General features: G+C 45.3%; 22 protein-coding genes. 5 read left to right on the top strand and 17 right to left on the bottom strand.

Going from position 1 to position 22,923, the window contains the following annotated elements; all coding sequences use genetic code 11:
- Window positions 1-6: 6 nt before the first annotated feature.
- Window positions 7-849, bottom strand: coding sequence for a LysR family transcriptional regulator (locus FFR00_RS01305; protein WP_137671554.1), 843 nt, complete (start codon window positions 847-849; stop codon window positions 7-9).
- Window positions 850-985: 136 nt separating this feature from the next.
- Between FFR00_RS01305 and FFR00_RS01300 the strand changes: the two genes are divergently transcribed.
- A complete protein-coding gene (locus FFR00_RS01300) occupies window positions 986-1,708 on the top strand; it encodes an SDR family oxidoreductase (RefSeq protein ID WP_137671553.1) in 723 nt (240 codons plus the stop codon).
- Between the two features lie 78 nt (window positions 1,709-1,786).
- Here FFR00_RS01300 and FFR00_RS01295 read toward each other — a convergent pair whose 3' ends face one another.
- Window positions 1,787-3,307 carry an aldehyde dehydrogenase family protein gene (locus tag FFR00_RS01295; protein WP_137671552.1) on the bottom strand — a complete coding sequence of 507 codons (1,521 nt, stop codon included), beginning with the start codon at window positions 3,305-3,307 and terminating at the stop codon, window positions 1,787-1,789.
- 251 nt (window positions 3,308-3,558) lie between these two features.
- On the opposite strand from FFR00_RS01295, the gene FFR00_RS01290 reads away from it, so the two are divergent.
- Complete coding sequence (locus FFR00_RS01290; protein ID WP_137671551.1) at window positions 3,559-5,328, top strand: sigma-54-dependent Fis family transcriptional regulator; 1,770 nt, start codon at window positions 3,559-3,561, stop codon at window positions 5,326-5,328.
- Window positions 5,329-5,378: 50 nt separating this feature from the next.
- On the opposite strand, the gene FFR00_RS01285 is transcribed toward FFR00_RS01290, so the two are convergent.
- Window positions 5,379-6,722 carry a glycosyl hydrolase family 8 gene (locus FFR00_RS01285; protein ID WP_137671550.1) on the bottom strand — a complete coding sequence of 448 codons (1,344 nt, stop codon included), beginning with the start codon at window positions 6,720-6,722 and terminating at the stop codon, window positions 5,379-5,381.
- 734 nt (window positions 6,723-7,456) lie between these two features.
- Between FFR00_RS01285 and FFR00_RS01280 the strand changes: the two genes are divergently transcribed.
- Together FFR00_RS01280 and FFR00_RS01275 are read left to right on the top strand one after the other, a co-directional pair.
- Complete coding sequence (locus tag FFR00_RS01280; RefSeq protein WP_137671549.1) at window positions 7,457-8,047, top strand: PEP-CTERM sorting domain-containing protein; 591 nt, start codon at window positions 7,457-7,459, stop codon at window positions 8,045-8,047.
- A 110-nt stretch (window positions 8,048-8,157) separates the two neighbouring features.
- Window positions 8,158-8,403, top strand: a complete 246-nt coding sequence (locus FFR00_RS01275; protein WP_137671548.1) for a hypothetical protein — start codon at window positions 8,158-8,160, stop codon at window positions 8,401-8,403.
- 62 nt (window positions 8,404-8,465) lie between these two features.
- Here the strand turns inward: FFR00_RS01275 and lipA are convergent, their stop codons facing one another.
- The 14 genes from lipA to leuS form a co-directional block, all read right to left on the bottom strand.
- Entirely contained in the window at window positions 8,466-9,434 is a 969-nt protein-coding gene (gene lipA / locus FFR00_RS01270; protein WP_368411621.1) for a lipoyl synthase, read from the bottom strand.
- Window positions 9,431-10,087: a lipoyl(octanoyl) transferase LipB gene (lipB, locus tag FFR00_RS01265; RefSeq protein ID WP_137671547.1), complete on the bottom strand. Its 657-nt coding sequence runs from the start codon at window positions 10,085-10,087 to the stop codon at window positions 9,431-9,433. Before lipB ends, lipA begins: the two co-directional genes overlap by 4 nt.
- Window positions 10,087-10,350: a DUF493 family protein YbeD gene (gene ybeD, locus FFR00_RS01260; protein ID WP_137671546.1), complete on the bottom strand. Its 264-nt coding sequence runs from the start codon at window positions 10,348-10,350 to the stop codon at window positions 10,087-10,089. The genes lipB and ybeD overlap by 1 nt, the downstream gene beginning before the upstream one ends.
- 140 nt (window positions 10,351-10,490) lie before the next feature.
- Window positions 10,491-11,669 (bottom strand): serine hydrolase, encoded by a 1,179-nt coding sequence (locus FFR00_RS01255; RefSeq protein WP_137671545.1) that lies wholly within the window; start codon window positions 11,667-11,669, stop codon window positions 10,491-10,493.
- Between the two features lie 94 nt (window positions 11,670-11,763).
- Complete coding sequence (locus FFR00_RS01250) at window positions 11,764-12,585, bottom strand: septal ring lytic transglycosylase RlpA family protein (RefSeq protein ID WP_137671544.1); 822 nt, start codon at window positions 12,583-12,585, stop codon at window positions 11,764-11,766.
- Complete coding sequence (gene mltB / locus FFR00_RS01245; RefSeq protein WP_137671543.1) at window positions 12,575-13,552, bottom strand: lytic murein transglycosylase B; 978 nt, start codon at window positions 13,550-13,552, stop codon at window positions 12,575-12,577. Before mltB ends, FFR00_RS01250 begins: the two co-directional genes overlap by 11 nt.
- Window positions 13,553-13,560: 8 nt before the next feature.
- On the bottom strand, window positions 13,561-14,673 hold the full coding sequence (gene rodA, locus FFR00_RS01240) for a rod shape-determining protein RodA (protein ID WP_137671542.1): 1,113 nt from the start codon (window positions 14,671-14,673) through the stop codon (window positions 13,561-13,563).
- Window positions 14,674-14,675: 2 nt separating this feature from the next.
- Window positions 14,676-16,538 (bottom strand): penicillin-binding protein 2, encoded by a 1,863-nt coding sequence (mrdA, locus tag FFR00_RS01235; RefSeq protein ID WP_161985062.1) that lies wholly within the window; start codon window positions 16,536-16,538, stop codon window positions 14,676-14,678.
- Window positions 16,539-16,548: 10 nt separating this feature from the next.
- Window positions 16,549-17,019: a 23S rRNA (pseudouridine(1915)-N(3))-methyltransferase RlmH gene (gene rlmH / locus FFR00_RS01230; RefSeq protein ID WP_137671541.1), complete on the bottom strand. Its 471-nt coding sequence runs from the start codon at window positions 17,017-17,019 to the stop codon at window positions 16,549-16,551.
- On the bottom strand, window positions 17,016-17,360 hold the full coding sequence (rsfS, locus tag FFR00_RS01225; protein ID WP_137671540.1) for a ribosome silencing factor: 345 nt from the start codon (window positions 17,358-17,360) through the stop codon (window positions 17,016-17,018). Before rsfS ends, rlmH begins: the two co-directional genes overlap by 4 nt.
- A 57-nt stretch (window positions 17,361-17,417) precedes the next feature.
- Window positions 17,418-18,065 (bottom strand): nicotinate-nucleotide adenylyltransferase, encoded by a 648-nt coding sequence (nadD, locus tag FFR00_RS01220; protein WP_137671539.1) that lies wholly within the window; start codon window positions 18,063-18,065, stop codon window positions 17,418-17,420.
- On the bottom strand, window positions 18,052-19,062 hold the full coding sequence (gene holA, locus FFR00_RS01215; protein ID WP_137671538.1) for a DNA polymerase III subunit delta: 1,011 nt from the start codon (window positions 19,060-19,062) through the stop codon (window positions 18,052-18,054). The genes nadD and holA overlap by 14 nt, the downstream gene beginning before the upstream one ends.
- Window positions 19,063-19,557 carry an LPS assembly lipoprotein LptE gene (gene lptE, locus FFR00_RS01210; RefSeq protein WP_137671537.1) on the bottom strand — a complete coding sequence of 165 codons (495 nt, stop codon included), beginning with the start codon at window positions 19,555-19,557 and terminating at the stop codon, window positions 19,063-19,065. It lies immediately after the preceding gene.
- Window positions 19,558-19,603: 46 nt separating this feature from the next.
- Window positions 19,604-22,183, bottom strand: coding sequence for a leucine--tRNA ligase (leuS, locus tag FFR00_RS01205; protein WP_137671536.1), 2,580 nt, complete (start codon window positions 22,181-22,183; stop codon window positions 19,604-19,606).
- A 175-nt stretch (window positions 22,184-22,358) separates the two neighbouring features.
- On the opposite strand from leuS, the gene FFR00_RS01200 reads away from it, so the two are divergent.
- Window positions 22,359-22,853, top strand: coding sequence for a hypothetical protein (locus tag FFR00_RS01200; RefSeq protein ID WP_137671535.1), 495 nt, complete (start codon window positions 22,359-22,361; stop codon window positions 22,851-22,853).
- Window positions 22,854-22,923 lie beyond the last annotated feature (70 nt).

The following is a 22,923-nucleotide window of genomic DNA, read 5'->3' as shown; positions in this document are numbered from 1 at the left end:
GCCCGATTAGTTTACCTCCCAAGTTTTAGCCGCGTCTAGCAGCGCGCTTAGCTCTGGCTTTGCGCTGGCACTGGCTTTTATGCACAAGCCTATACTGCGATACATGCGTGGCGCGAGCAGTTTTACTTGTTGTAAATCGGCGGCGGTTTCTAATACGCCGGTAGGCAAAAATGAAATGCCTACACCGGCGCTGACTAGGTGTTTTACTTGGGTTTTATGTTGGGCTTTGGCCACAAGGTTTACTGCAAAGCCTTGCGAGGCCAGCAGACTTAAGGTTTGCTGGTGGGCTTCGCAGGCCACGCATTCAATAAAGTCGTAGTTGTTTAGCGCGGCAATCTCTACTTGCTGCTGCTTGGCAAGTTCGTGCTGCTGAGGCACACACAGTACATAGTCTTCATCCCATAATGGAATAAATAATTCGTCTTCTTGCTTCAATACATCAAGGCTTAACCGAGCTTGCGCTTGAGTATCTTGATCGTCCAATAATTCAAATTTAAACAAGGGCTGTTGTTGCTTACAGTGAGCGATGAACTTAGCAAACAAGCTGGGGCTAATATCGTGAAAGTTAGCTAGCTTTAGCGGCAAACTAGCGGGAAGGTTGGCAAACAAACTAGACATTTTATTCAATTGCCCCAGCGCTTGAACCGCCAAAGGATATAAATGGTGAGCTTGGTCGGTTAAATCTACGCCGCGTTTGTGGCGCACAAACAGTTGCACCTCTAGCTCTGCTTCCAGTTGTTTAATGGCCGAAGACAGTGACGGTTGCGACACAAAACAGCGCTCGGCCGCTGCCGTCATCGAGCGTTCTTCAAACACCGCCACAAAACATTTAAGTAAACGTACATCCATAATTAAAACCTATGGTAACCAGAGGAAAACGATATTTTACACCTATATAAACCAGAACTATAGTTAGCGCCATTACCGAGCAGCAACATTTTTTAGCTGTTTGAGTCCTTAATAAATGTAGATTTGGAGAGTTACTATGTCTAAGCCTTTAGTGGTTATTACGGGTGCAAGTTCTGGTATTGGCGAAGCTTGTGCAAAAACACTGTCAGCAGCCGGACACCCTTTATTGTTAGTCGCTCGACGCATTGAGAAATTAGAAGCTCTAAACCTACCAAATACCCTTTGTCGTAAAGTGGATGTAACTGAACTGGGTGATTTTGAAGCGGCGATTAAAGATGCGGAAGCACAATACGGCCCGGTAGACATGTTATTGAACAACGCGGGTGTAATGTTGCTAGGAGCTGCTCACGAGCAAGCACCAAGCGAATGGAAAGCCATGTTAGACGTAAACGTGATGGGTCTTCTAAACGGTATTCACCTTGTGCTAGCGGGCATGAAGCAGCGCCAGCAAGGTACCATTATCAACGTTAGCTCTATTGCTGGTCGTAAAACCTTCCCAAGCCATGCAGCATACTGCGGCACTAAATTTGCTGTTCACGCAGTAAGTGAAAACATTCGTGAAGAAGTAGCGGGTGACAATGTTCGGGTAACCGTTATTGCCCCTGGCGCGGTAGAAACCGAGCTGCTTAGCCATACTACTAGCCAAGAAATTAAAGACGGTTATGAAGTATGGAAAGAAGAAATGGGCGGTGTACTGAATACTCAAAACATTGCTGACGCAGTAGCTTATGCTTACGGACAACCGCAAAACGTATGTATTCGTGAAGTAGTATTAGCGGCTACTGGGCAACCTGCTTAGTATTGGCCGTTGAAAGAAAAGAGAGCCTAGGCTCTCTTTTTTGCTTTTTGGATTGCTTTGAGTGTTTGTTGTTAAGAGCTAAAAAAAGCCTAGCGGGTTTATGTCGTAACTTATTAATAAGTTTTTAGTATTTTGGTAGTGCGATATCGCCACTTGGTGGGTTTCGCGACCAATTCCCGAGCGTTTATAGCCGCCAAAAGCAGCGTGAGCAGGGTAGGCGTGATAGCAATTTATCCATACGCGGCCTGCTTCAATTTTTCGTCCCATGCGTTGAGCTAGGTTCATGTCTCTGGTCCACACTCCGGCACCTAATCCATATTCACTATCGTTCGCAATTTTTAGTGCTTCGGCTTCATCTTTAAAGGTGGTGACAGAAATTACCGGGCCAAATATTTCCTCTTGGAATACCCGCATATCGTTGGTGCCTTTTAGTATGGTAGGGCGAACGTAGTAACCATTGTTGTGTTCCCCCTCTAAGCTAGCGGTAACGCCTCCGGTTAACAGCTCAGCGCCTTCATTTTTGCCAATTTCGAGGTAGCTCATAATTCTGTCTAGCTGCCCTTTAGAGACTTGTGCGCCTACTTGGGTATCGGTATCAAGAGGGTCACCTTGTTTAATGGTTTTGACACGCTCTAATACTCGCTGCATAAATTTGTCGTAAATAGATTCTTGAATTAATGCGCGAGACGGGCAGGTACATACTTCACCTTGGTTGAAGAACGCCAACAGCAAACCTTCAATGGTTTTATCTAGGTACTCATCTTCGTGATCCATGACATCGGCAAAGATGACATTGGGTGACTTACCACCAAGCTCAACGGTGGAGGGAATCAGTGATTCAGCCGCACATTTTAAAATGTGTTGGCCAATTTCGGTGGAGCCAGTAAAGGCTAATTTAGCAATACGCGGGCTAATGGCTAAGGCTTGGCCAGCTTCTTCTCCCATGCCATTAACAATGTTAATGACGCCTTTGGGCACTATGTCTTCAATTAGCTCCATTAATACTAAAATGGATGCCGGAGTTTGCTCTGCCGGTTTTAGCACCACGCAGTTACCTGCCGCCAAGGCTGGGCCGAGCTTCCAAGCCGCCATTAACATTGGGAAGTTCCAAGGGATAATTTGACCCACTACGCCTAATGGCTCTGGGAAGTGATAACTCACTGTATTGGCGTCTAGATCGGCAGCACCACCTTCTTGAGCCCGAATACAGCCAGCAAAATAACGGAAATGATCAACCACCAAGGGTAAATCGGCGTTTAGTGTTTCGCGAATGGCTTTACCGTTTTCCCATGCTTCGGCCACTGCCAAATACTCAAGGTTTTGCTCAATTCTGTCGGCAATACGCAATAACATATTTGAGCGCTCGGCGACTGAAGTATTGCCCCAGCTTTCTCTGGCAGCATGGGCTGCGTCTAGTGCGAGGCCGATGTCTTGGGCATCTGAGCGAGCAACCCGGCAATATACTTCACCATTTACTGGTGAAGGATTATCAAAATATTGTCCATTTACTGGGGCGACCCATTCACCACCAATAAAATTGTTGTAGTGCTCTTTAAATGTAATTAATGAACCGCTCGTACCAGGCTGTGCATATAGCATCGTCAATTCCTTTTATAATTCCATTTGTTATTAAAGTGTTTCATTTTGTGGCGCGCTTATGGTGCGCGCTAACCCTATAGAGCAAGGCTTGCACCAAGTTGCAGAAACTTGTTGTTAATGAAATGTAAAGTTATGATTGGCAAGGTAAACAAGTTTCTTGGGCGTGACGGGCTATAAAGCAGCGGAATGACTTAGCGTGTCACACTGTCATTATCTGACACAGTGGAAGTGTTACATTTTGGAACAACGCTATGATTAGCAAGCCGCAATTACCTCGCTCTATTGATGCTTCTTGGCTTCGCAGCCAGCATGCGGGTTTATCTGAGCAAGCCGCACCTACCGAGTTACGCTTATCGTCCAGTGATCTTCAGCAGCGCCACTATCAAAACCAACAGCTCATTACCTTGGTAGAGCGTTACGCCTATCCTTTGTTTGAACAGCTTATGGCACATACATCGAGCCGTTTGATTTTGTCAGACATGGATGGCTATGTGATTCATTATTGGGGAATTGAGCGCTACAGCGATAAGTTGGCGAATATTGCGCTAGAAACTGGCGTGAATTGGCTGGAGCAATACAAAGGCACCAATGCAATTGGTACCGCTATTGCTACCCAAAAAGCGGTGGCAGTAATTGGTGAACAGCATTTTATAAAGCAACATCGTTTTATGAGTTGCACCGCTAGCCCTATTTTTTCGCCAAGTGGAGAAATGATAGCGGTGTTAGATATCACCAGTGAACAGCAGCGACATAATCAACAAACTATGCATCTTAGTAGCAGCTTAGCCCAGCAAGTTGAAACAGCCTTGTTGTGTCAGCTACCGCAAAGCCACTACAGAATTGATTTGGCGGCGCAAGCTCACTTACTTAACTCTGGCTGGCAGGGCATTGTTGTTGCAGATAGTGAGGGCAAGATTGTTGGTCATAACCCAATGGCGCAGCAGCTTATTAAGCAGCTCAGTATTGGCGAATCTTTAGCTGAGCACTTAGGTGAGCGATGGAGTAGTGAGGGGCAATCTGATAAAGCCAAATTACATTTACATACTCGATCGCTTAAACCAAGTACAGCCAAGTATGAGGCGATTCACGCGGACAGCGAGCAAGATTTTAGCCTTGACCCAACGGTAAATAAGGCTTGGCAGCATGCGTTAAAAGTAGTGAGCAAATCGATTCCACTGTTAATTCTGGGCGAAACAGGTGTAGGCAAAGAACGCTTTGTTAAGCGCTTGCATCAGCAAAGCCAGCGCTCGGGGAAATTGTTGCAAGCAGTTAATTGTGCCGCTTTACCTAATGAACTGGTGGAGGCTGAGTTGTTTGGTTACCAAGCGGGTGCCTTTACCGGCGCTAACCCAAAAGGTTTTATTGGAAAAATTCGCCAAGCCGATGGTGGATTTTTGTTTTTAGACGAAATTGGCGAAATGCCTTTAGCGGCACAGTGCAGATTATTGCGTGTGCTGCAGGAGCGTGAAGTGGTGCCTATTGGCGGCAATCAAGCCTTTCCTGTAGATGTACAAGTGGTGGCGGCTACTCACGTTAATTTAACTGAACACGTGGCGAGCGGTTTGTTTCGAGAAGATCTTTATTATCGGCTGAATGGTTTACAGATATGCTTACCAGCACTGCGAGAGCGCAGCGATAAAAGCCAATTACTCAGGCAGTTACATCAGCGTTATTGTACTAGTGAACAAAGCATTGACCTTGCACTGTTTGCGAAGCTGCTGGCCTATGAATGGCCAGGAAATATGCGAGAGTTAGATAACTTTATGCAGGTAGCGTGTTTACTGGCCGAGCAGCAAAGCCAGTTGAATTGGAATGATTTACCTGACTCTTTACAAAAGCAGCTAGCGAATTTGTCGTTAAGCAGTGATTCATCACCAAACGATCTAAAACAAACCATTGATGAGAATATTGTGTCGGTGTATCAACGCTGCCAAGGCAACATCACTAAAGCCGCCAAGCTATTGGGGATTAGCCGAAATACGCTGTATAGAAAGTTACGGAAATTGAAATTAAAGCACTAAGCAAAAAAAGAGAGCCGAAGCTCTCTGTGATTCGGCCTACTTAATGCAATCTATTGAGTCGCGTCGGTTGGGCCGTATATTTTGTATTCACCTGCCATTTGTAGTACCGAGAACATATGTAATAGGCCGTCGTAGTAACGCCATTTACCGGTTGGCGTGGCTTGCTTCCATAAACGTTCGGTAAACTCTTTTGCTTCTTGGCTGTTAGTGATCATAGCTGCGGTGCCGTTCATGGCGTTTTGGCCAGAGCTGCCCCATTCAGAAACAATACGACCATCCATTTCATGGACTGCGTAGTTTTGTCCTTTACGCTTGTATTCATCTGCGTAGAAACCAATCATGCGGTCAGCGAGTTCTTGCTGTCTTGGGTCTGCGTTAAACCAATGGTGGTCCATGGCAATGTTACCAATCACGCGGAATGCGTCGTAACCCGATTTATGGCTAATGTCGTTAAACGACGTTTCTTGCGGGGTACCGTCAAAGGCTGCGTACTCTGGGTACAAACCTGTTTCAGGGTGTGCAGCGTTGTATAGGTAATCACGACTTACTTGCGCTGCGTCTGCCCACAGTTGATTGTCTTCATCAGCCCAGCGAGCTAATAGTTCGTAAAACGCGGCTACGTGGTAAGAAGGGTCTGTGTAAACACCTAGGCCTTTCTCAGTTACAAACAAAATTTGTTTTTCGTCGCGGCTGAACATTGTTACTTGCGAGTCGGTTTCTGGCTTGTTTACCATCGCTTGCAAAATTACATTGGCTTCATCTTTGTATTGGTTAATGCCTTCACCTGCACCCCAACGGTTTTCTGCAAAGAATAAGGCCATGGCAAAGTAAAGTTCGCCGTCTGGTGCTGGATTTTCTGATTTGTGACCAAATGGCGCTGTCGCATTAAGGTGCCATGCAAAATAATCTTGGTACCAACCATCCTTGTGCTGCATGTAAGTTTTAGAAAACTTCCATAGCTTGTTAAACATTTCTTGGTCGTCCATTTGTACAGCGATCATCATGCCGTAAGACATACCTTCTGAGCGGATATCGTTACTACCAATGTCTTTAATAAAGCCCATGTCGTCGCCAACAGGGAAGAATACTGCTTTACCGCTTTCGCTACGCGAATCTGAATAAAAGAGTTGTTGGTAGGTTTCGTTAACTTTTTTGCTCACTTGTTCTGGGCTAGCAATACCTAACTCGACAAATGCATTGCGGTATTCACCGCTGTAAAATGCACCAGGTGCAGTGTTAGCTACATTCGCTACAGCTGTGCTTTGCGCTGGTGTTGACGACTTCTCTACTGGCGCAGCGCAAGAGGCTAGGCCTAGCGGTAAAGCGAAAAACGCCACCGTTTTTACAAGCTTGATTAAAGCATTGCTTTGAGTACTGGAAATATTCATTGTCATAATAACGTTCGCTACCTTTTACTCAGGTTATTGGTTTTCTACGGGTCTATTTGGGAATGGAACTGACTCGTATTTCTACTCCAGACTAGAGTAACTGTGATATTGCTCATACTGTGAATTTGCGTAAATCCCTGTGAAATCTGGATTGTTTGCGTGGCTTCTCATAACGTGGTTTACGTTTTTTCTTGTTCGCGATTTGCAAATAAAGGCCTGCAAACAACTACCTTAGTAAAGTGTCGGGTTTCTTTACAGTTGTGCTTTTGTAGTAATTTAAGCAATAAATAGAATTTTTAGCCAATCAGCTTGCGTCATAAACTTTTCATAAAAAAACAGTGTAAAAGTAGTGATTTTGTAGGTTTTTAATAAAGCGATGGATTGTTCTGCATTTTAAATTTTATCTTATAGAAGCCAGTGCTTCTTGCTTTATATTTTCAATCATTCCGAATTTTTAAAATTATCAGTAGTGAGTATTTATAGCCGATCTGCTTAGTCATAATGATTAATTGTCATATAATCCCCTAATTTTATTGAAGATTTAGTTATAAGCATTGTGTCGGTTAAACTTACATTAGATGTGATGTGGATCACTGTGTTTTTTTGAGTGAATAGTTAATTAGCGATATAAAACAATATCTTAGATGGGTTTTTAGGTTTTTTATAGAACTGGCTTATTACTTGCGATAGTTGAGGTGCATAAAAGGAAGACTTTTTTTCAACAGCAAAGGACTTGAGCGATGAAAGCACTACTTTCAACCCTAACGACACTCTTGATGGCCGTGTCTATAAATGCAAATGCAACAGTGATGTTAACCAGTGAAAATCCAGCACAAGCACCGGGAGTGGCAACTTATTTAGGTGATTTTCCAACACCTTTTAGTGACCCAGCTTCAGTTATCGGTGTTCCAATGGCTCAAACAGTATTTGATGTAGGCAGTGATATTCGTGCCGCATTCATGTTAGACCTTGATATGTTGGATCAAACGCAAGATGAAGGAACAGGTGGCTACTTAAACGGACTATTGGACCTAGAGTTTTACTGGTTTAATGGCGGCGATTTAGTGTGGCAAAACTACAACCCTTACACATGGCTTCAAATTGAAGATTGGCAAGCAGATTTTGATGTACTGTCGGTATGGAGTGATACCTCTTTGTTTGATGCTGGTCTAGTGACTAGTGGCGAATGGACAGTAGTTGCAGCCGTTGAGGGCGCGGTAGTAGGCGGGCAGCAGTTTTCTGTTCCTGAGCCAGCGAGCTACGCCTTAGCTTTGTTTGGTTTACTGGCTATTTTTGGAAGAAAAACACGTAATACTTTTTTTGCTAAATAAACATATAACGACTGACAAGGTCATTAAATGGTCATTTAATTAATCTTGTCAGTAGGTGTTTTTATATGTATTTTATGTTTTATTCGATGTTGTAACTGAAGGAGCCAATTATGGTTTATTTGAAACGGACTTTGACAGCGGCTTTGTTGTTTTCAAGCGGCTATGCCATGGCGGTTGATGCGCCAGCGGCAGCTACGTTGCCGTCTCCAAGTGATTTGTTTGCGGCGATCAATGCGGGTACTCCAATTAGCACTGCTGATTTATTGGCTAGCGCTGGTTTACCCGATTTTGTGCCTAGCCTACCAGGTAACGGTGGTGGCCCTGGCGGCGGTGGTTTAACAGCCTCGCCAAATTAGTCGCTTATAAATTAAAAAGAGAGCCTTGAGGCTCTCTTTTTTTATCTTTAATTTAGTGGTGCTTACTTAACTTCTTCGCCTTTGGCTTGTAAGTCAGCATGATAGCTTGAACGCACCAATGGGCCACAAGCAGCATGCGTAAAGCCCATGGCTTCTGCCTTAGCTTTTAGCTCTTCAAACTCTGCTGGTGGTACATAGCGCTCAACAGGCAAATGGTGGCGACTAGGTTGCAGGTACTGGCCTAGTGTTAGCATGGTTACGCCGTGGTCGCGTAAGTCTTGCATCACTTGCAAAATCTCTTCGTTGGTTTCGCCTAAACCCATCATTAAGCCCGATTTAGTCGGTACCTCTGGGTGTAGCTCTTTAAAGCGTTGTAGCAAGGTGAGTGACCATTGGTAATCTGAACCTGGGCGCACTTGTTTGTATAAACCAGGTGCGGTTTCTAGATTGTGATTGAAAACATCTGGTGGAGTTTTATCAAGAATTTCTAATGCGCGATCCATACGACCTTTAAAGTCTGGCACTAGGGTTTCAATTTGAATATGCGGGCTATGCTTGCGAATTTCGCTTACACACTCTGCAAAGTGGGCAGCACCGCCGTCGCGTAAATCATCTCGGTCAACTGAGGTGATCACCACATATTTCAGCTTCATATCCGCGATGGTAGCAGCCAGCTTGGTTGGTTCGTCGGCATCTAAGGCAAGCGGTTTGCCGTGGCCAACATCACAGAACGGGCAGCGACGCGTACATATGTCGCCCATAATCATAAAGGTAGCGGTGCCGTGGTTAAAACACTCTGCCAAGTTAGGACAAGAAGCCTCTTCACACACCGAGTGCAAGTTATGCTTACGCATTGCACTTTTAATTTCGTTAATACGGGTGCTGTCTGATGGAAGTTTGATACGCATCCATTCTGGCTTGCGTAACATGGTTTCCTTTTCAGAGGGTATTACCTTCACTGGAATAAATGCCATTTTGTCGGCATCTCGAAGTTTTACTCCGGGCTCCATACGCGCTTTTTTTGCACTCATAGTGTGGGCAGTCCTTGTTGCTGTTCTGTATTGTTGTAAGCCAGTTGCGTAACCAGTGCTTGGGTAAGGGTTGTGGCAAGCTGCTCAACGGTGAGGGTCTTGTTAAAGTCACTGACTTGAGCCATTTCTAGGCCGGCGTAGCCGCATGGGTTTATCAGCAAAAACGGACTTAGGTCCATGTCTACGTTTAATGCTAATCCATGAAAAGAGCAGCCTTTGCGAATACGTAAGCCTAAAGAAGCAATTTTCTTGTGGTCTACATAAACGCCGGGTGCATCTTTTTTGGCATAGGCTTCAATCTGGTAAGCGCTTAGTGTTTCAATAATGCTCTGTTCAATAATGGTGACTAAATCACGCACACCTAGTTTGCGACGACGAATGTTCAACAGTGGGTAAGCCACTAATTGACCAGGGCCGTGATAGGTTACTTGCCCTCCTCGGTCGGCTTGAACAATCGGAATATCGCTGCTGGCTAGCAGGTGTTCTGGTTTACCAGCTTGGCCTTGGGTAAACACCGCTTGGTGTTCAACCAGCCACAACTCATCAGCCTGTTCAGCACCGCGTTGATCAGTAAAGTCACGCATTGCTTGAAAGACTTGATTGTATTCTTGTAAGCCTAAATGGCGAACTACTAGGGTGTTTTGGTCAGGCATTACAGTACGTGGCGTACGTCTTCAATAGCACCAATTTGCGTGTAGAGGTTTTCAATATGCTCTTTGCTCGTCACTTTTACGACGAGAGAAATTGCTTTGTAGTTACCTTTACTGCTTGGGCGCGTTTTAGGGCTGTAGTCACCAGGTGCTAAGCTTTGGATTACGCTTAGTACTTGATCTTCTAGGGTGTCGTTATTTACCCCCATGATTTTGAACGTAAAATCACATGGGAATTCTAAATACTCATCGAATTTGGTTTGCATATCTGACCTAAGAAAACTGATTTAAGCTGCGACGTTGAGTCGAGCTAAAAATAAAAAACGCGTTATTCTAACGCGTTTTTGTGATCTTTGCCTAAGAATTCCGCATATCGCTTTCGCGAGTATGCATGGGGCTATTGGGTTTAGCTAAACAATGAAGCAAAGAACAGTTTTATGTAGTCGAGCAAACGTTTGAAAATACCACCTTGTTCTACATCTTGAAGAACCACTAGCGGGTATTCTGCCACATCTTGATCACCCACTTGGAAGTAAACAGAACCAACAGTTTGGCCTTTACTCAGTGGGGCTTTTAGCTCTTCTTTTAGCTCAAAGCTGGCTTTTAGTTGTGCCGCTTGACCACGTGGCAAGGTTAACGCGATGTTTTGATTAACGCCGAGTGATACAGAGTCTTGCTCCGCCATCCACACGGTTTGCTCTACAAAGCTATCGCCCGCTTGATAAGGTTTAACGGTTTCAAAGAATCGAAATCCCCAGTTAAGCAGTTTTTTACTTTCCGCTGCGCGTGCTTTTGATGAATTGGTACCCATCACAACGGCCACTAAACGCATGTCATTATCGGTAGCTGACGACACTAGGCTGTAACCCGCTTTGCTGGTGTGGCCGGTTTTCATGCCATCTACATTTAGGCTTTTATCCCAAAGTAGGGTATTGCGGTTATGCTGAGTAATGCCATTAAAGGTGAACGCTTTTTCTTTGTAGATGGCGTACTCGTCTGGCACATCTCGAATCATAGCGGTGGCTAATACGGCCATATCTTTCGCGGTAGTGTATTGCTCGGTGCTATCTAAGCCGTGGCTGTTGGCGAAGTGAGTATTCACCATGCCTAGATGGTCGGCCCATGAGTTCATTAAGCTGGCGAATGAATCTTCACTACCGGCAATGTGCTCGGCCATAGCTACACAGGCATCGTTACCAGATTGGATAATGATGCCACGGTTAAGATCGGCGACCTGAACTTGCTTACCCACTTCAATGAACATTTTTGAAGAGTCGGGGAAGTTTTTCGACCACGCCTTTTCACTAATAGTTACCATATCGTTAGGGTTAAGTTTGCCTGACTTGATCTCTTTACCAATAATGTAGCTGGTCATTATTTTGGTTAAACTGGCCGGTGCTAGGCTATCTTCTTCGTTTTCTGAAGCCAGTACTCGGCCTGAATCGAAATCGACTAGGTAGTAGGCTTTGGCTGAAATAATAGGGGCGTTGGGAATGACTTGTGGAGCCGCGAAGGCCACGCTCACGCTGCTTGCAATCAGAAGCGCTGAGGCGCAGCTAACACGCTGAAATACATTTTTAATCATGGTTGGCTCTTTGGCTTGTTAGTCAATAAAACACGGACGGCAAACACTATAGCAAAACTTAGGCGGTGTTTGTTAGTATCCTGCTGTAAATCCGCTAGTTTGCTTTTAGATTAATAATATAGGCATCTTTATAGTGGCCTTTTTTCATATTAGCTAAGTACTTTTCGGCGCTAAGTACATCGTAATAAGGCCCTAAACGAAGCTTTGTCCAGCCGTTTTCATCAATGAGTTGGGTGGGTAGCCCATCGGCTTCTAGTTGGTTTTGGTGTTGTTTAATAACTTGCTGATTTTTACTGGCCAGCAGTTGCACGTAATACTGCTTACCATCACCAGAAGCGGCATCTAGCTCTTTATTGTTGTCGAAGCGTAGTAGCTTTATTTTAACCTTGGCGGTGCCTGATTTGAGCATGTCTAGCTTATAGGCTGCTGCGTAAGATAAATCGATAATACGTTTTTGGTGGAAGGGGCCGCGGTCGTTCACTCGCACAATAACGGTTTTGTTATTGGCCAAGTTTGTCACTTCAACATAGCTCGGTAGCGGTAGATTTTTATGGGCCGCCGACATGCTGTACATGTCATAAATCTCGCCATTGGAAGTGAGATGGCCATGGAATTTTTTACCGTACCAAGAGGCTTCACCTTCAATTTCGTGTTCTTCAATTTCACGCCATACTTTGTAGCTTTTACCACGCACCGTGTAATCTCGATTTCCTTGGCGGCTGTATGCCTCAAAACGAGGGATAGGATCTTCTAAATGTGCTAATTCGGGCGCGGAATCTGGGGCTTGGTCGTTGCTCATCCCATAGCGCTGATTGCTACTGGGCGAAGAACTACATGCGTTAAGCGCTAAGACCAGCATTACACTGGCCATGTAAGGGCTTAGTGATAGCACACCTGATAAACGCTTATTTTGCATTTAGTTTTGCCTTGGCTTCTCTTAACTGTTCGCTGAATTGATAAACCGCCATTGCATACAGAGGGCTGCGGTTATAGCGAGTAATTACATAAAAGTTGTGCTCGGCAAGCCAATAGCTATGTCCATTGGCTTCTTCTAACTCTAGCAGTTTGACTGGGGTTTCAGCGGCAAGCTTTGTAGTGCTGGTAATGCCGCTTTGCTCAAGTTGTTGCCAGCTATCTTTTATCTTTAAGTCACTGCTTAACCAAGGCTTCGCTTGAGTGGCTGTAGATTGAGCAGAATGCACCACTGGTTCACCCAGTTTCCAACGGTGTTCGCTAAAGTAATTTGCTACGCTGCCAATTGCATCAACAGGGTTATTTAGCATATCAATTTCACCATCTTGGTCAAAATCGACACCGTAATGAATGTAGCTTGATGGAATAAACTGGCCAAAGCCCATTGCGCCTGCGTAAGAGCCTTTTACTTCATCTAGCTGCCAGCCTTGCTGTTCTGCTAGGCGAATAAAGTAGGCGAACTCTTTACTGAAAAACTGGCCGCGTTTAGGGTAGTGAAAGCCTAAAGTATATAGGGCGTCAATCACTGGATAAGTGCCTTTGTGGCGGCCGTAGTAAGTTTCTACGCCTATTATCGCCACGATAATCTGGGCAGGGACATTAAACTCTTTTTCAGCTCGTTCAATGGTGACTTGGTGTTCTTGCCAAAAGGCAAGACCGGCCTCTAACCGTTCTTCAGTGAGAAATAGATCACGATATAAATGCCAAGGTCTGGCTTCCCAAGGACGAGTAATCGCGTCAATCACTGCTTGCTGATATGTGGCTTGTTCTGCCGCTTGCTCTAAACTAGCGAGCGGAATATTGAGTTCTTGGCTTAATGCTTCAATACGTTGCTGTTGTTCGTTATTGGCGAGAGTGGTGCTCGACCAAAGTTGAGACAAGGCAAGTACTAAGCAACAACATAAGCGCATAACAATCCTTATTGGGCATAAAGCCGTTTGTGGGTGTGAACAGACATCAGAATGCCAAATCCTGCCATCAGTGTCACTATTGAAGTGCCACCGTAACTCACTAAAGGTAAAGGAACCCCAACGACTGGCAATAGGCCACTTACCATTCCAATGTTTACAAATACATAAACGAAAAAGGTGAGGATAATACAGCCCGCCAGTAAGCGACCAAAAGCGGTTTGTGCTTGAGTGGCGATAAACAAGCCGCGACCAATAATGTAAAAGTACAAACACATTAATAACACCACACCAATAAAACCAAATTCTTCGGCAAACACCGCAAAGATGAAATCAGTATGTCGCTCAGGTAAAAAATCTAGCTGTGATTGGGTGCCTTGCAGCCAACCTTTACCGGTAAAACCACCCGAGCCAATGGCAATTTTAGACTGAATAATGTGATAACCTGCACCGAGAGGGTCGCTCTCAGGATTCAGTAAAGTTAGTACTCGCTGACGCTGATAGTCACGCATCAAAAAGAACCATAATAGAGGGATGAAGGCCGCCACTAAACCGCCTGCAGCAGCCACCAGACGCCAGCTCATACCTGCTAGGAATAAAGCAAAAATACCCGATGCGGCTACCAATAAAGAGGTGCCTAAATCGGGCTGTTTAGCAATTAATAACGTAGGGCCAATGGCGATGGCTGCCCCAACACATAAGTGTTTAAAACTTGGCGGAAGAGGGTGTTGGCTGATATAGCGGGCCACCATTAGTGGCACTGCTAACTTCATGATTTCGGAAGGCTGAAAACGTATCACACCTAAATCTAACCAGCGCTGCGCTCCTTTACCTACATCACCCACTACTAAAACCGCTATAAGCATAAGTAAGCCACTAAAAAAGAATAGAGGCGCCCATCGCATATAAACATCGGGGGGAATTTGTGCCAGTACAAACATCACTACAAGGGCTAAAGAAATGCGTACGAATTGGCGGTTTAGCATGGCACTGCTTTCGCCGCTGGCACTGTATAAAACAAACAGACCTAAACCAATTAAGGTAACTAAGCCTAGTAGTAGTGGCCAATCTAGGTGCAGCCTCCACCATAAAGAGTTTTTTTGCTCTTGGCTGTAGTTGCCCATGCTTACAATTGATCCTTAGCGTCAAAATAACTATCGAATAACTCACGGATAACCGGCGCTGCATTTGAACTGCCTCCACCCGCGTTTTCTACAACCACAGAGGCCACAATCTCGGGTTGTTCAAAAGGTGCGTAGGCAACAAACATGGCGTTATCTCGGTGTTTTTCTTTTAGGCTTTCTGCGTCATATTCTGCGTCATCGGCGATGCTAACAATTTGCGCGGTGCCCGACTTACCAGCTGCTACGTAGCTTGTATCTTTAAACGCTTTACGCGCTGTTCCGTTGCTTTTGTTGATGACCCCATACATGCCATCTAAGGCTACTTGCCAATTCTTCTCGCTGTTTAGTGCGATTGGTGCTTGTACCTGTGGTGGCAAGCCAATGTGTGAGTTGGCATCTCCCACGCTTTTAAGTATTCGCGGGGTAATAATTTTGCCTTTGTTAACCAAGATGTTGGTTGCTTGGGCTAGTTGCAAAGGAGTGGTTGTCCAGTAACCTTGGCCAATGCCTACCGAAATTGTGTCGCCTTGCCACCAAGGTTGGCGATAACGGGCACGTTTCCACTCGCGGCTGGGCATATTCGCGCGACTTTCTTCGTGAATATCAACGCCGGTATATTTACCAAAACCAAACTTGCTCATATAAGCATGCATTTCATTAATGCCGGTTTCGTAAGCCAATTTGTAGAAGTAGGTATCAACACTTTGTTCAATGGCTTTATATACGTCTACCCAACCATGACCCCAACGCTTCCAATCACGAAAACGGCGCTTGGTATTAGGGATTTGGAACCAGCCTGGATCCCAAATACGTTGCTCTACGCTAATTTTACCCAGTTCTAGGCCCATTACCGCTAGCTGCGGCTTTACGGTAGAAGCTGGCGGGTAAACCCCTTTTGTTGCGCGGTTTATAAGAGGGCGGTCGGTAGAGTTGAGTAGCTTATTGTAGTTCTTACTGCTGATACCATTTACGAATAGATTCGGGTCGTAGCTTGGGCTAGATACCATTGCTAATACGCCGCTGGTTTTAGCGTCTAATAATACTGCAGAACCACGGCGACCAGCCAACAAACGCTGGGCTTCTAATTGCAGGCGAATATCTACGTTGAGATAGAGATCTTTGCCGGGAATAGGCGGCACGATTTTCATGGTGCGAATAATACGACCACGGTTATTTACTTCTACTTCTTGGTAACCAACGCTGCCATGCAGAATTTCTTCGTAGTAACGCTCAATGCCTTGCTTGCCAATGGTTCGAGTCGCATCGTACTCAGCCAGTTTGTTTTCTTTCTCGAGGCGCTCTAAGTCTTTCGCATTAATTCGGGCAACGTAACCGAGTAGGTGAGTAAGGCTATCGCCGTAGGGATAGAAGCGAATTAAACTCGCATCAATACTTGCCCCATGAAATTTGTGTTGCTGCACGCTAAACATTGCCACTTGTTCGTGGCTAAGTTGCGATTTAAGCACTACCGGTTTAAAGCGACGAGTATGTTTACGGTTTTGCTCAAAGCGTTCAATATCGTTTTCGCTCAGTTCCAGCAATTCGGATAACTCAAGGATCATCTGATCCAAATCGTCGACGTTTTCGGGGATGATTTCTAAGCTAAAGTTAGGGCGATTCTCGGCCAATAGGGCACCGTTGCGGTCAAACACCAGCCCACGAGGTGGCGCCAATGGCAGTACTTTAATGCGATTATCATTTGAGCGGGTGGTGTAAGTGTCGTGTTGCTCAAATTGGAGGTAATGAAGGTTACCAAGTAATACACAGATTAAGGCAAAAGTACCAATAATCGAGACGAGTGAGCGGCGGTTAAATAACCGTGATTCCGCCGAGTGGTCCCGCATTGCGACGCGTTGTCTTGCCATATCTTAGTGATTATTCTCTATGGTAGGGGTGATTGGCTGTTACGCTCCAAGCGCGATATAGCGTTTCGGCTACTATCACTCGTACCATGGGATGAGGCAGTGTTAAGGCTGACAAAGACCAGCGTTGCTCGGCAATCGCTGTGCAACTAGGGGCAAGGCCTTCTGGCCCGCCAATCAGTAAACTTACGTCGCGGCCGTCCATTTTCCATGCGTCTATTTGCTTAGCGAGCTGTGGCGTTGTCCAAGCTTTACCGGTGACTTCTAAAGTCACCACTCGGTTACCTTTAGGAATGACCGCCAAGGTAGCTTCACCTTCTTTATCGAGTATGCGCTTTATATCGGCATTTTTACCGCGATTTCCGGCTTTTACCTCGATTAACTCTAGCGGCATATCCTTTGGGAAGCGACGTGCATATTCTTGATAGGCAGTCTCAACCCAGGCAGGCATCTTAGTACCTACCGCCACTAACTGGATTTTCATCCGGCTTTAGACTCAGAAACAGCTGGAGCCCATAGCTTTTCTAATTGGTAGAAGTCACGCGCGCTGTCTTGCATTATATGCAATACCACATCGCCTAGATCAACCAATACCCATTCAGAGTCATCAACGCCTTCAATGCCAATCACTTCTAATTCAGATAGCTTGGCTTCTCTGATGACGTTGTCGGCAATAGATTTAACGTGGCGTTTTGAATTACCGCTACAAATGATCATTGTATCGGTTACGTTAGAGAGTTGGCTTACGTCTAGATTTTGAACATCTCGACCTTTCATATCTTCGATTTTGTCTACAACAAAATCAATCAGTTGTTGGTTTTGCAACAAAAGAACCCCAATTTTGGACTAAAAGATAAGTATATCACGCTCTGTCAGGCTAGGTTAAGCACCGTAAAGCTTATGTTGGATAATATAATTTACGGCAGATTTAGGCAGTTGATTTTTCAATGATTCAAGATCAGTTTTTTGGGCGAGTTGTAAGCGAATTTGGCTAGAAGATATTGCCATTGGTTGTAATTCGCAAAAATACACGTAACCCGCTTGCTGTTGATGCAATGTCTCAATGTTTTCACATCGCTTTGGTGCCAACCAAGCGCTAAGTTGTGAAGATATATCCAATTGGTAACCGGGCCGAGCAATGACAATGATATGGGTATGTTTGGTGAGGTTTTGCCAATCTCGCCATTTATCTAAGTGATTAAAGGAATCTAACCCCATCACAAAGGCGATATGATTATTGGGGAACTCTTCGGCAAGCTCGGCCAAGGTATCGCTAGTATAAGAGGCCCCTCCTCGTTCTACCTCTCGCCAATCTAGGTTTAGTTGAGGATAGGCTTCAAGCGAGGCTGCTAACAGCTGCTTGCGATGCAAAGGCGAACTAAATTGTTTGGCTTTTAGCGGCGATAGCGCATTGGGGAGTAAAGTAATATCTTGTGCTTGAGTGGCTGCTAGTAATAGCTCTGCACTACGAATATGACCCAGATGAATGGGGTCAAATGATCCACCAAAAAAAAGCTTAAGCGTGCTCATGAGATGGCGAAGCAAGCTCGAATACTAAGCGTTCTAATTGATGCCAAGCTAAGTCACCGGCAAATTGTTTAATGGCTTGGTCAATAGCTGCAACTTGCAAGCGCGCTTGATTAATTTGCTTAGCGCTATAGCGTTTTGCCGCGCTGCTTATTAAGCCTTGGCGTTTGTTCCACACACCATGTTGCTTAAACAAACTTGAATGATGGCTAGTGGGCTGTTCTTGAAGCAGTTGCAATAACTTAAATTCTTTGTCTAAACCCCAGTTAATCAGGGTCGGTTCTTCGCCTTCTAGCTGTAGCTGTTTGATAATTAACAGGCTGCGTTGAAAGTCAGCAGCGAGCAAAGCATCAACTAACTGAAAGCTGGAAAAGTGGTTGGCATGAGACAAGCCCGCTTCAATTTCTTTTAAGGGAGGTAGTTGCTGCCCCCAGCGCAAGGCAATGTTGTTAATTGCTTGGCTAAGCGCTAACAGGTTTCCTTCATAGTAGTGCACTAATAACGCGATTAAGTCGTTATTTGTTGGAAGTTGCTGCTGAGCTAATCGTTGTCTAACCCAAGCGTGTAGCTGCCCACCCTCAGGTGGGTAAATCATCACAACCAAACCTTGCTGGTCAATAAATTTGTACCAGTTTTGCTTTTCGTTGGCTTTGGTTACTTTAGGCACACTTAATAACAAGCGTGTTTCTGGATTGATCAGCGGCAGTAGCTCATCCAGTTGATTTTGAATGGCTTTGTCTGGCACGCGATCTAATTGCAGCTCAATCAGTCGATATTGGCTGAATAGCGATAGCTCCGACATGGCGTCAAATATGCTCGACCATTGAAACTCTGCATCTAAAGTAAATTTTAAGCGCTCTTCGGCTAAACCCTGCTGTTGCAGTTGCTGACGAATGCTATCAATACTTTCGATTTTGATTAAAGGCTCTTCTCCCGCCACTAAATAACAGCTAAATTTAGCTGCATTTTGTTGTGACAAGCGGTCGGCATAAATTTTCATTTACCAACTTACCGTGGCAAGTTGACGCATGATTTGGTCGGCGGCCATTGTGCGCAGTTCATCGTACAATAACTCTCGCTCGCGTTGTTTAGCCAAGGCGGCTAGCGGGTTATCTTGGAAGTCTCGGTGCAGCTGTACGCTAATCGGGTAGTTACCTTCTTCAGCAATTTGTAGGTAGCCACCCACTTGATAGCTCAGCTCGTATTCCGCTACTTGGCCATTTTCAAAGAGTGAAAGCGTACGTTTGCTAATATTTTCGCCACTTAAGTGCAGGGTGGGGACGTCGCCTTGTGGAAACTCAAATACTGCTACATTGTTTTGAGTGAGCTGGCGCTTTACCTCACGAACCAATGGGCTAAATTCATCGCTGGAAGACACATAAATTTGGGTGAGTTTATCATCGAGTAAATAACTGCCGCGTGGAGCAAAGCCACAAGCACTTAATAAACTGATGCTCAATATTAAAAAGCCGTAACTAAAAGTTTTTAAAGTCATGCTATCTCGCAATAAAAAACGGCGGGTTAGTAGCCCGCCGTAAGGTTTAGTTAGCTACAATGTTTAGCAACTTGCCGGCAACATAAATTACTTTGCGAACGGTTTTCCCATCCACAAACTTACTGACATTTTCATCGCCCATGGCTAATGCTTGAACAGTGTCTTGGTCAGCGTCAGCTGCCACTGTTAATTTAGCGCGCAATTTACCATTTACTTGAACAACAATAAGTTTGCTATCTTCAACCATGGCTTTGGCATCGGCTTCTGGCCAGCGTGCGGTATCAATATCACCAGCATTGCCTAGTAGTGTCCACAGTTGGTCACAAATGTGCGGTGTAATTGGCGACAGCATTAATACCACTGCGTTAATCGCTTCACGTGTTACCGCGCGATTATTGGCATCGGTTTGGTCGGCTTTAGTCAGCTTGTTCATCAACTCCATAATTGCTGCAATAGCAGTATTGAAGGTTTGACGGCGGCCAACATCATCACTCACTTTGGCAATGGTTTTGTGTACATCACGGCGCAAATCTTTTTGAGCAGCGTTGAGGCTAGCGATGTCTACGGCACCCGCTTCTCCGGCATTGATATGGTCGTAAGCCAGTTTCCATACGCGACGTAAGAAACGTAATGAGCCTTCTACAGCGCTGTCTTGCCATTCTAGTGTTTGTTCTGCTGGTGCGGCAAACATCATGAATAAGCGAACGGTATCAGCACCGTACTTATCTACCATTACTTGTGGGTCAATGCCGTTGTTTTTCGATTTCGACATTTTGCTCATGCCTGCGTAAATTAAGGCTTTGCCTTCGGCGGTTTTAGCGCTGGTAATACGGCCTTTTTCGTCTTTCTCGGTTACCGCATCTACTGGCGATACCCACACTTTTCCGCCTTTCTCATCTTCATAGTAGAAGGCATCAGCCAATACCATGCCTTGAGTCAGCAAGCGTTTGAATGGTTCGTCAGAGTCAACCAAGCCGCTATCACGTAATAACTTGTGGAAGAAGCGCGCATACAATAGGTGTAAAATTGCATGCTCAATACCGCCGATGTATTGATCGACAGGTAGCCAGTAGTTTGCTTGTTCTGGGTCAAGCATCATGTCTTCGTTGTTGGCGCTACAGTAACGGGCGTAGTACCAGCTAGATTCCATGAATGTATCGAAAGTATCGGTTTCGTGGAAAGCTTCTTGGCCTTCAAATTCAGTTTTTGCCCACTCAGGGTCAGCTTTGATTGGCGAGGTCACGCCATTCATCACTACGTCTTCTGGTAATACAACCGGTAATTGGTCTTCAGGTACTGGCACTACGTCGCCGTTAGCAAGGTTTAGCATTGGGATTGGCGTACCCCAGTAACGCTGGCGGCTTACCCCCCAATCCCGCAGGCGGAAGTTAACCTGTTTGCTACCTTTACCCATAGACTCAAGCTTAGCGGCCACTGCATCAAAAGCTGCACTAAACTCTAAACCATCAAACTCACCAGAGTTAAACAATATGCCTTTCTCGGTGTAGGCCGCTTCAGTTAAATCTAACTCGCTATCGCTTGGCTTAATAACACCAACAATGTCTAAACCGTAAGCATGAGCAAACTCAAAGTCACGTTGATCGTGAGCCGGTACGGCCATTACAGCGCCAGAGCCGTAACCCATTAATACAAAGTTAGCCACCCAAATAGGAACCAGCTTACCAGTAAGTGGATGAACAGCATTTAGCCCGGTGGCCATGCCTTTCTTCTCCATGGTCGCCATATCGGCTTCGGCTACTTTGTTGTTTTTACATTCTTCGATGAACGCGGCTAACTCAGGGTTTGTTTTAGCGGCTTCTAAGGCGAGTGGGTGCTGGGCAGCTACACCTACGTAGGTTACTCCCATTACGGTGTCTGGACGGGTGGTGTAAACCGGAACAAGCTGCTCGCTGTTCTCTAAACCAAACTGCATTTCTACGCCTTCAGAGCGACCAATCCAGTTGCGTTGCATGGTTTTAACTTGCTCTGGCCAGTCGTCTAACTGGTCTAAATCGTCAAGCAACTCTTGGGCGTAATCGGTGATTTTAATAAACCACTGAGGAATTTCTTTTTGTTCAACTAAGGCTCCTGAGCGCCAGCCTCGGCCATCAATCACTTGCTCGTTAGCCAATACTGTTTGGTCTACTGGATCCCAGTTTACCGTGGCCATTTTTTTGTAAACTAAGCCTTTTTCATAAAGCTTAGTGAAGAACCACTGTTCCCAGCGGTAGTAATCTGGTTTACACGTAGCAAGTTCACGATCCCAGTCGTAACCAAAACCCAACTGCTTAAGCTGGGTTTTCATGTATTCGATGTTTTCGTAGGTCCATTTAGCGGGCGCAGTATTGTTATTAATGGCGGCGTTTTCTGCTGGAAGACCAAATGCGTCCCAACCCATTGGTTGCATAACATTTTTACCCTGCATGCGCTGGTAGCGAGAGACTACGTCACCAATGGTGTAATTGCGCACGTGACCCATGTGCAAACGGCCACTTGGGTACGGGAACATTGACAGGCAGTAAAACTTTTCTTTGCCTGGTTGCTCTACAACTTTAAAGGTTTGCGCTTTTTCCCAGTGCTGTTGCACTTTGGTTTCTATATCACGTGGACTGTATTGCTCTTGCATCTAAGGAATCTTCCAGAAATAACCAAAAATTTGGACTGAGTAGCACTCGGCTACTGTACTCGATCCGCATAGGATACCGAGTCCGCCTGCCGACAACAATAGCTAGCGCACATTTGCAGTGAAACAAAAGGTCTATGCTTAATAATGATGATGCACTTTAGACAGTGGGTGATTTATGCCAAAGCGAGTTAAAGCCTATCAAGAGTTTGTTGAAGACTTAGAAAAACGCATCCAAGAGAGCGGGGAAGTGGGTCAAGAAGAGCTGTCTAAGCTGATTGATACCACCCAAGAATATCTACAAGCAGCCAGCGATTTGAGTCAAGACGAATGGCAACTAATTGCTAATTATGTTCGCCGTGATTTAAGCGATTGGCGTAACGACTATCGCCGTGCTTACGATGAAAGCCCCGGCATGGCGCTGCTTAAAGAAAGTATTTGGTATTGGTTAGCGAAAATGAGCGACCAAAGCCAAGTTGAGTGGCACGAGCTGATTGGCGATTTACAGCATCAAGGTATTTATCACAGTGGAGAGCTGATTGGTTTAGGGGTGATTGAATGCGCCGAATGTGGCGATAAGGTGCCATTGTGGCACCCAACCGTTATTAGTCGATGTGAGCATTGCCAAGGGAAGCGTTTTTATCGCCACCCGATTAGTGAGCAATCGGCTTAGTTTGCTTTAACACGCCATAACTTTGGGCAGTGAGCAAACTAAAGATAATAGGCGAACGCTACATAGAACT

This window comes from Agarivorans sp. Toyoura001 (assembly GCF_005405585.1).
GTDB lineage: Bacteria > Pseudomonadota > Gammaproteobacteria > Enterobacterales > Celerinatantimonadaceae > Agarivorans.
This window is presented reverse-complemented; position numbering and strand designations above follow the sequence as displayed.

Excerpts from the sequence above, each read along its gene's own strand:
- FFR00_RS01290 (WP_137671551.1), top strand. The coding sequence starts at position 3,559 with ATGATTAGCAAGCCGCAATTACCTCGCTCTATTGATGCTTCTTGGCTT.
- holA (WP_137671538.1), bottom strand. The coding sequence starts at position 19,062 with ATGAAAATTTATGCCGACCGCTTGTCACAACAAAATGCAGCTAAATTT.
- FFR00_RS01280 (WP_137671549.1), top strand. The coding sequence starts at position 7,457 with ATGAAAGCACTACTTTCAACCCTAACGACACTCTTGATGGCCGTGTCT.
- lipA (WP_368411621.1), bottom strand. The coding sequence starts at position 9,434 with ATGAGTGCAAAAAAAGCGCGTATGGAGCCCGGAGTAAAACTTCGAGAT.
- rodA (WP_137671542.1), bottom strand. The coding sequence starts at position 14,673 with ATGGGCAACTACAGCCAAGAGCAAAAAAACTCTTTATGGTGGAGGCTG.
- nadD (WP_137671539.1), bottom strand. The coding sequence starts at position 18,065 with ATGAGCACGCTTAAGCTTTTTTTTGGTGGATCATTTGACCCCATTCAT.
- FFR00_RS01275 (WP_137671548.1), top strand. The coding sequence starts at position 8,158 with ATGGTTTATTTGAAACGGACTTTGACAGCGGCTTTGTTGTTTTCAAGC.
- leuS (WP_137671536.1), bottom strand. The coding sequence starts at position 22,183 with ATGCAAGAGCAATACAGTCCACGTGATATAGAAACCAAAGTGCAACAG.
- mltB (WP_137671543.1), bottom strand. The coding sequence starts at position 13,552 with ATGCGCTTATGTTGTTGCTTAGTACTTGCCTTGTCTCAACTTTGGTCG.
- FFR00_RS01300 (WP_137671553.1), top strand. The coding sequence starts at position 986 with ATGTCTAAGCCTTTAGTGGTTATTACGGGTGCAAGTTCTGGTATTGGC.
- ybeD (WP_137671546.1), bottom strand. The coding sequence starts at position 10,350 with ATGCAAACCAAATTCGATGAGTATTTAGAATTCCCATGTGATTTTACG.
- FFR00_RS01250 (WP_137671544.1), bottom strand. The coding sequence starts at position 12,585 with ATGCAAAATAAGCGTTTATCAGGTGTGCTATCACTAAGCCCTTACATG.
- rlmH (WP_137671541.1), bottom strand. The coding sequence starts at position 17,019 with ATGAAAATCCAGTTAGTGGCGGTAGGTACTAAGATGCCTGCCTGGGTT.
- FFR00_RS01295 (WP_137671552.1), bottom strand. The coding sequence starts at position 3,307 with ATGCTATATGCACAGCCTGGTACGAGCGGTTCATTAATTACATTTAAA.
- FFR00_RS01200 (WP_137671535.1), top strand. The coding sequence starts at position 22,359 with ATGCCAAAGCGAGTTAAAGCCTATCAAGAGTTTGTTGAAGACTTAGAA.
- FFR00_RS01255 (WP_137671545.1), bottom strand. The coding sequence starts at position 11,669 with ATGATTAAAAATGTATTTCAGCGTGTTAGCTGCGCCTCAGCGCTTCTG.
- FFR00_RS01305 (WP_137671554.1), bottom strand. The coding sequence starts at position 849 with ATGGATGTACGTTTACTTAAATGTTTTGTGGCGGTGTTTGAAGAACGC.
- lptE (WP_137671537.1), bottom strand. The coding sequence starts at position 19,557 with ATGACTTTAAAAACTTTTAGTTACGGCTTTTTAATATTGAGCATCAGT.
- FFR00_RS01285 (WP_137671550.1), bottom strand. The coding sequence starts at position 6,722 with ATGACAATGAATATTTCCAGTACTCAAAGCAATGCTTTAATCAAGCTT.
- lipB (WP_137671547.1), bottom strand. The coding sequence starts at position 10,087 with ATGCCTGACCAAAACACCCTAGTAGTTCGCCATTTAGGCTTACAAGAA.
- mrdA (WP_161985062.1), bottom strand. The coding sequence starts at position 16,538 with ATGGCAAGACAACGCGTCGCAATGCGGGACCACTCGGCGGAATCACGG.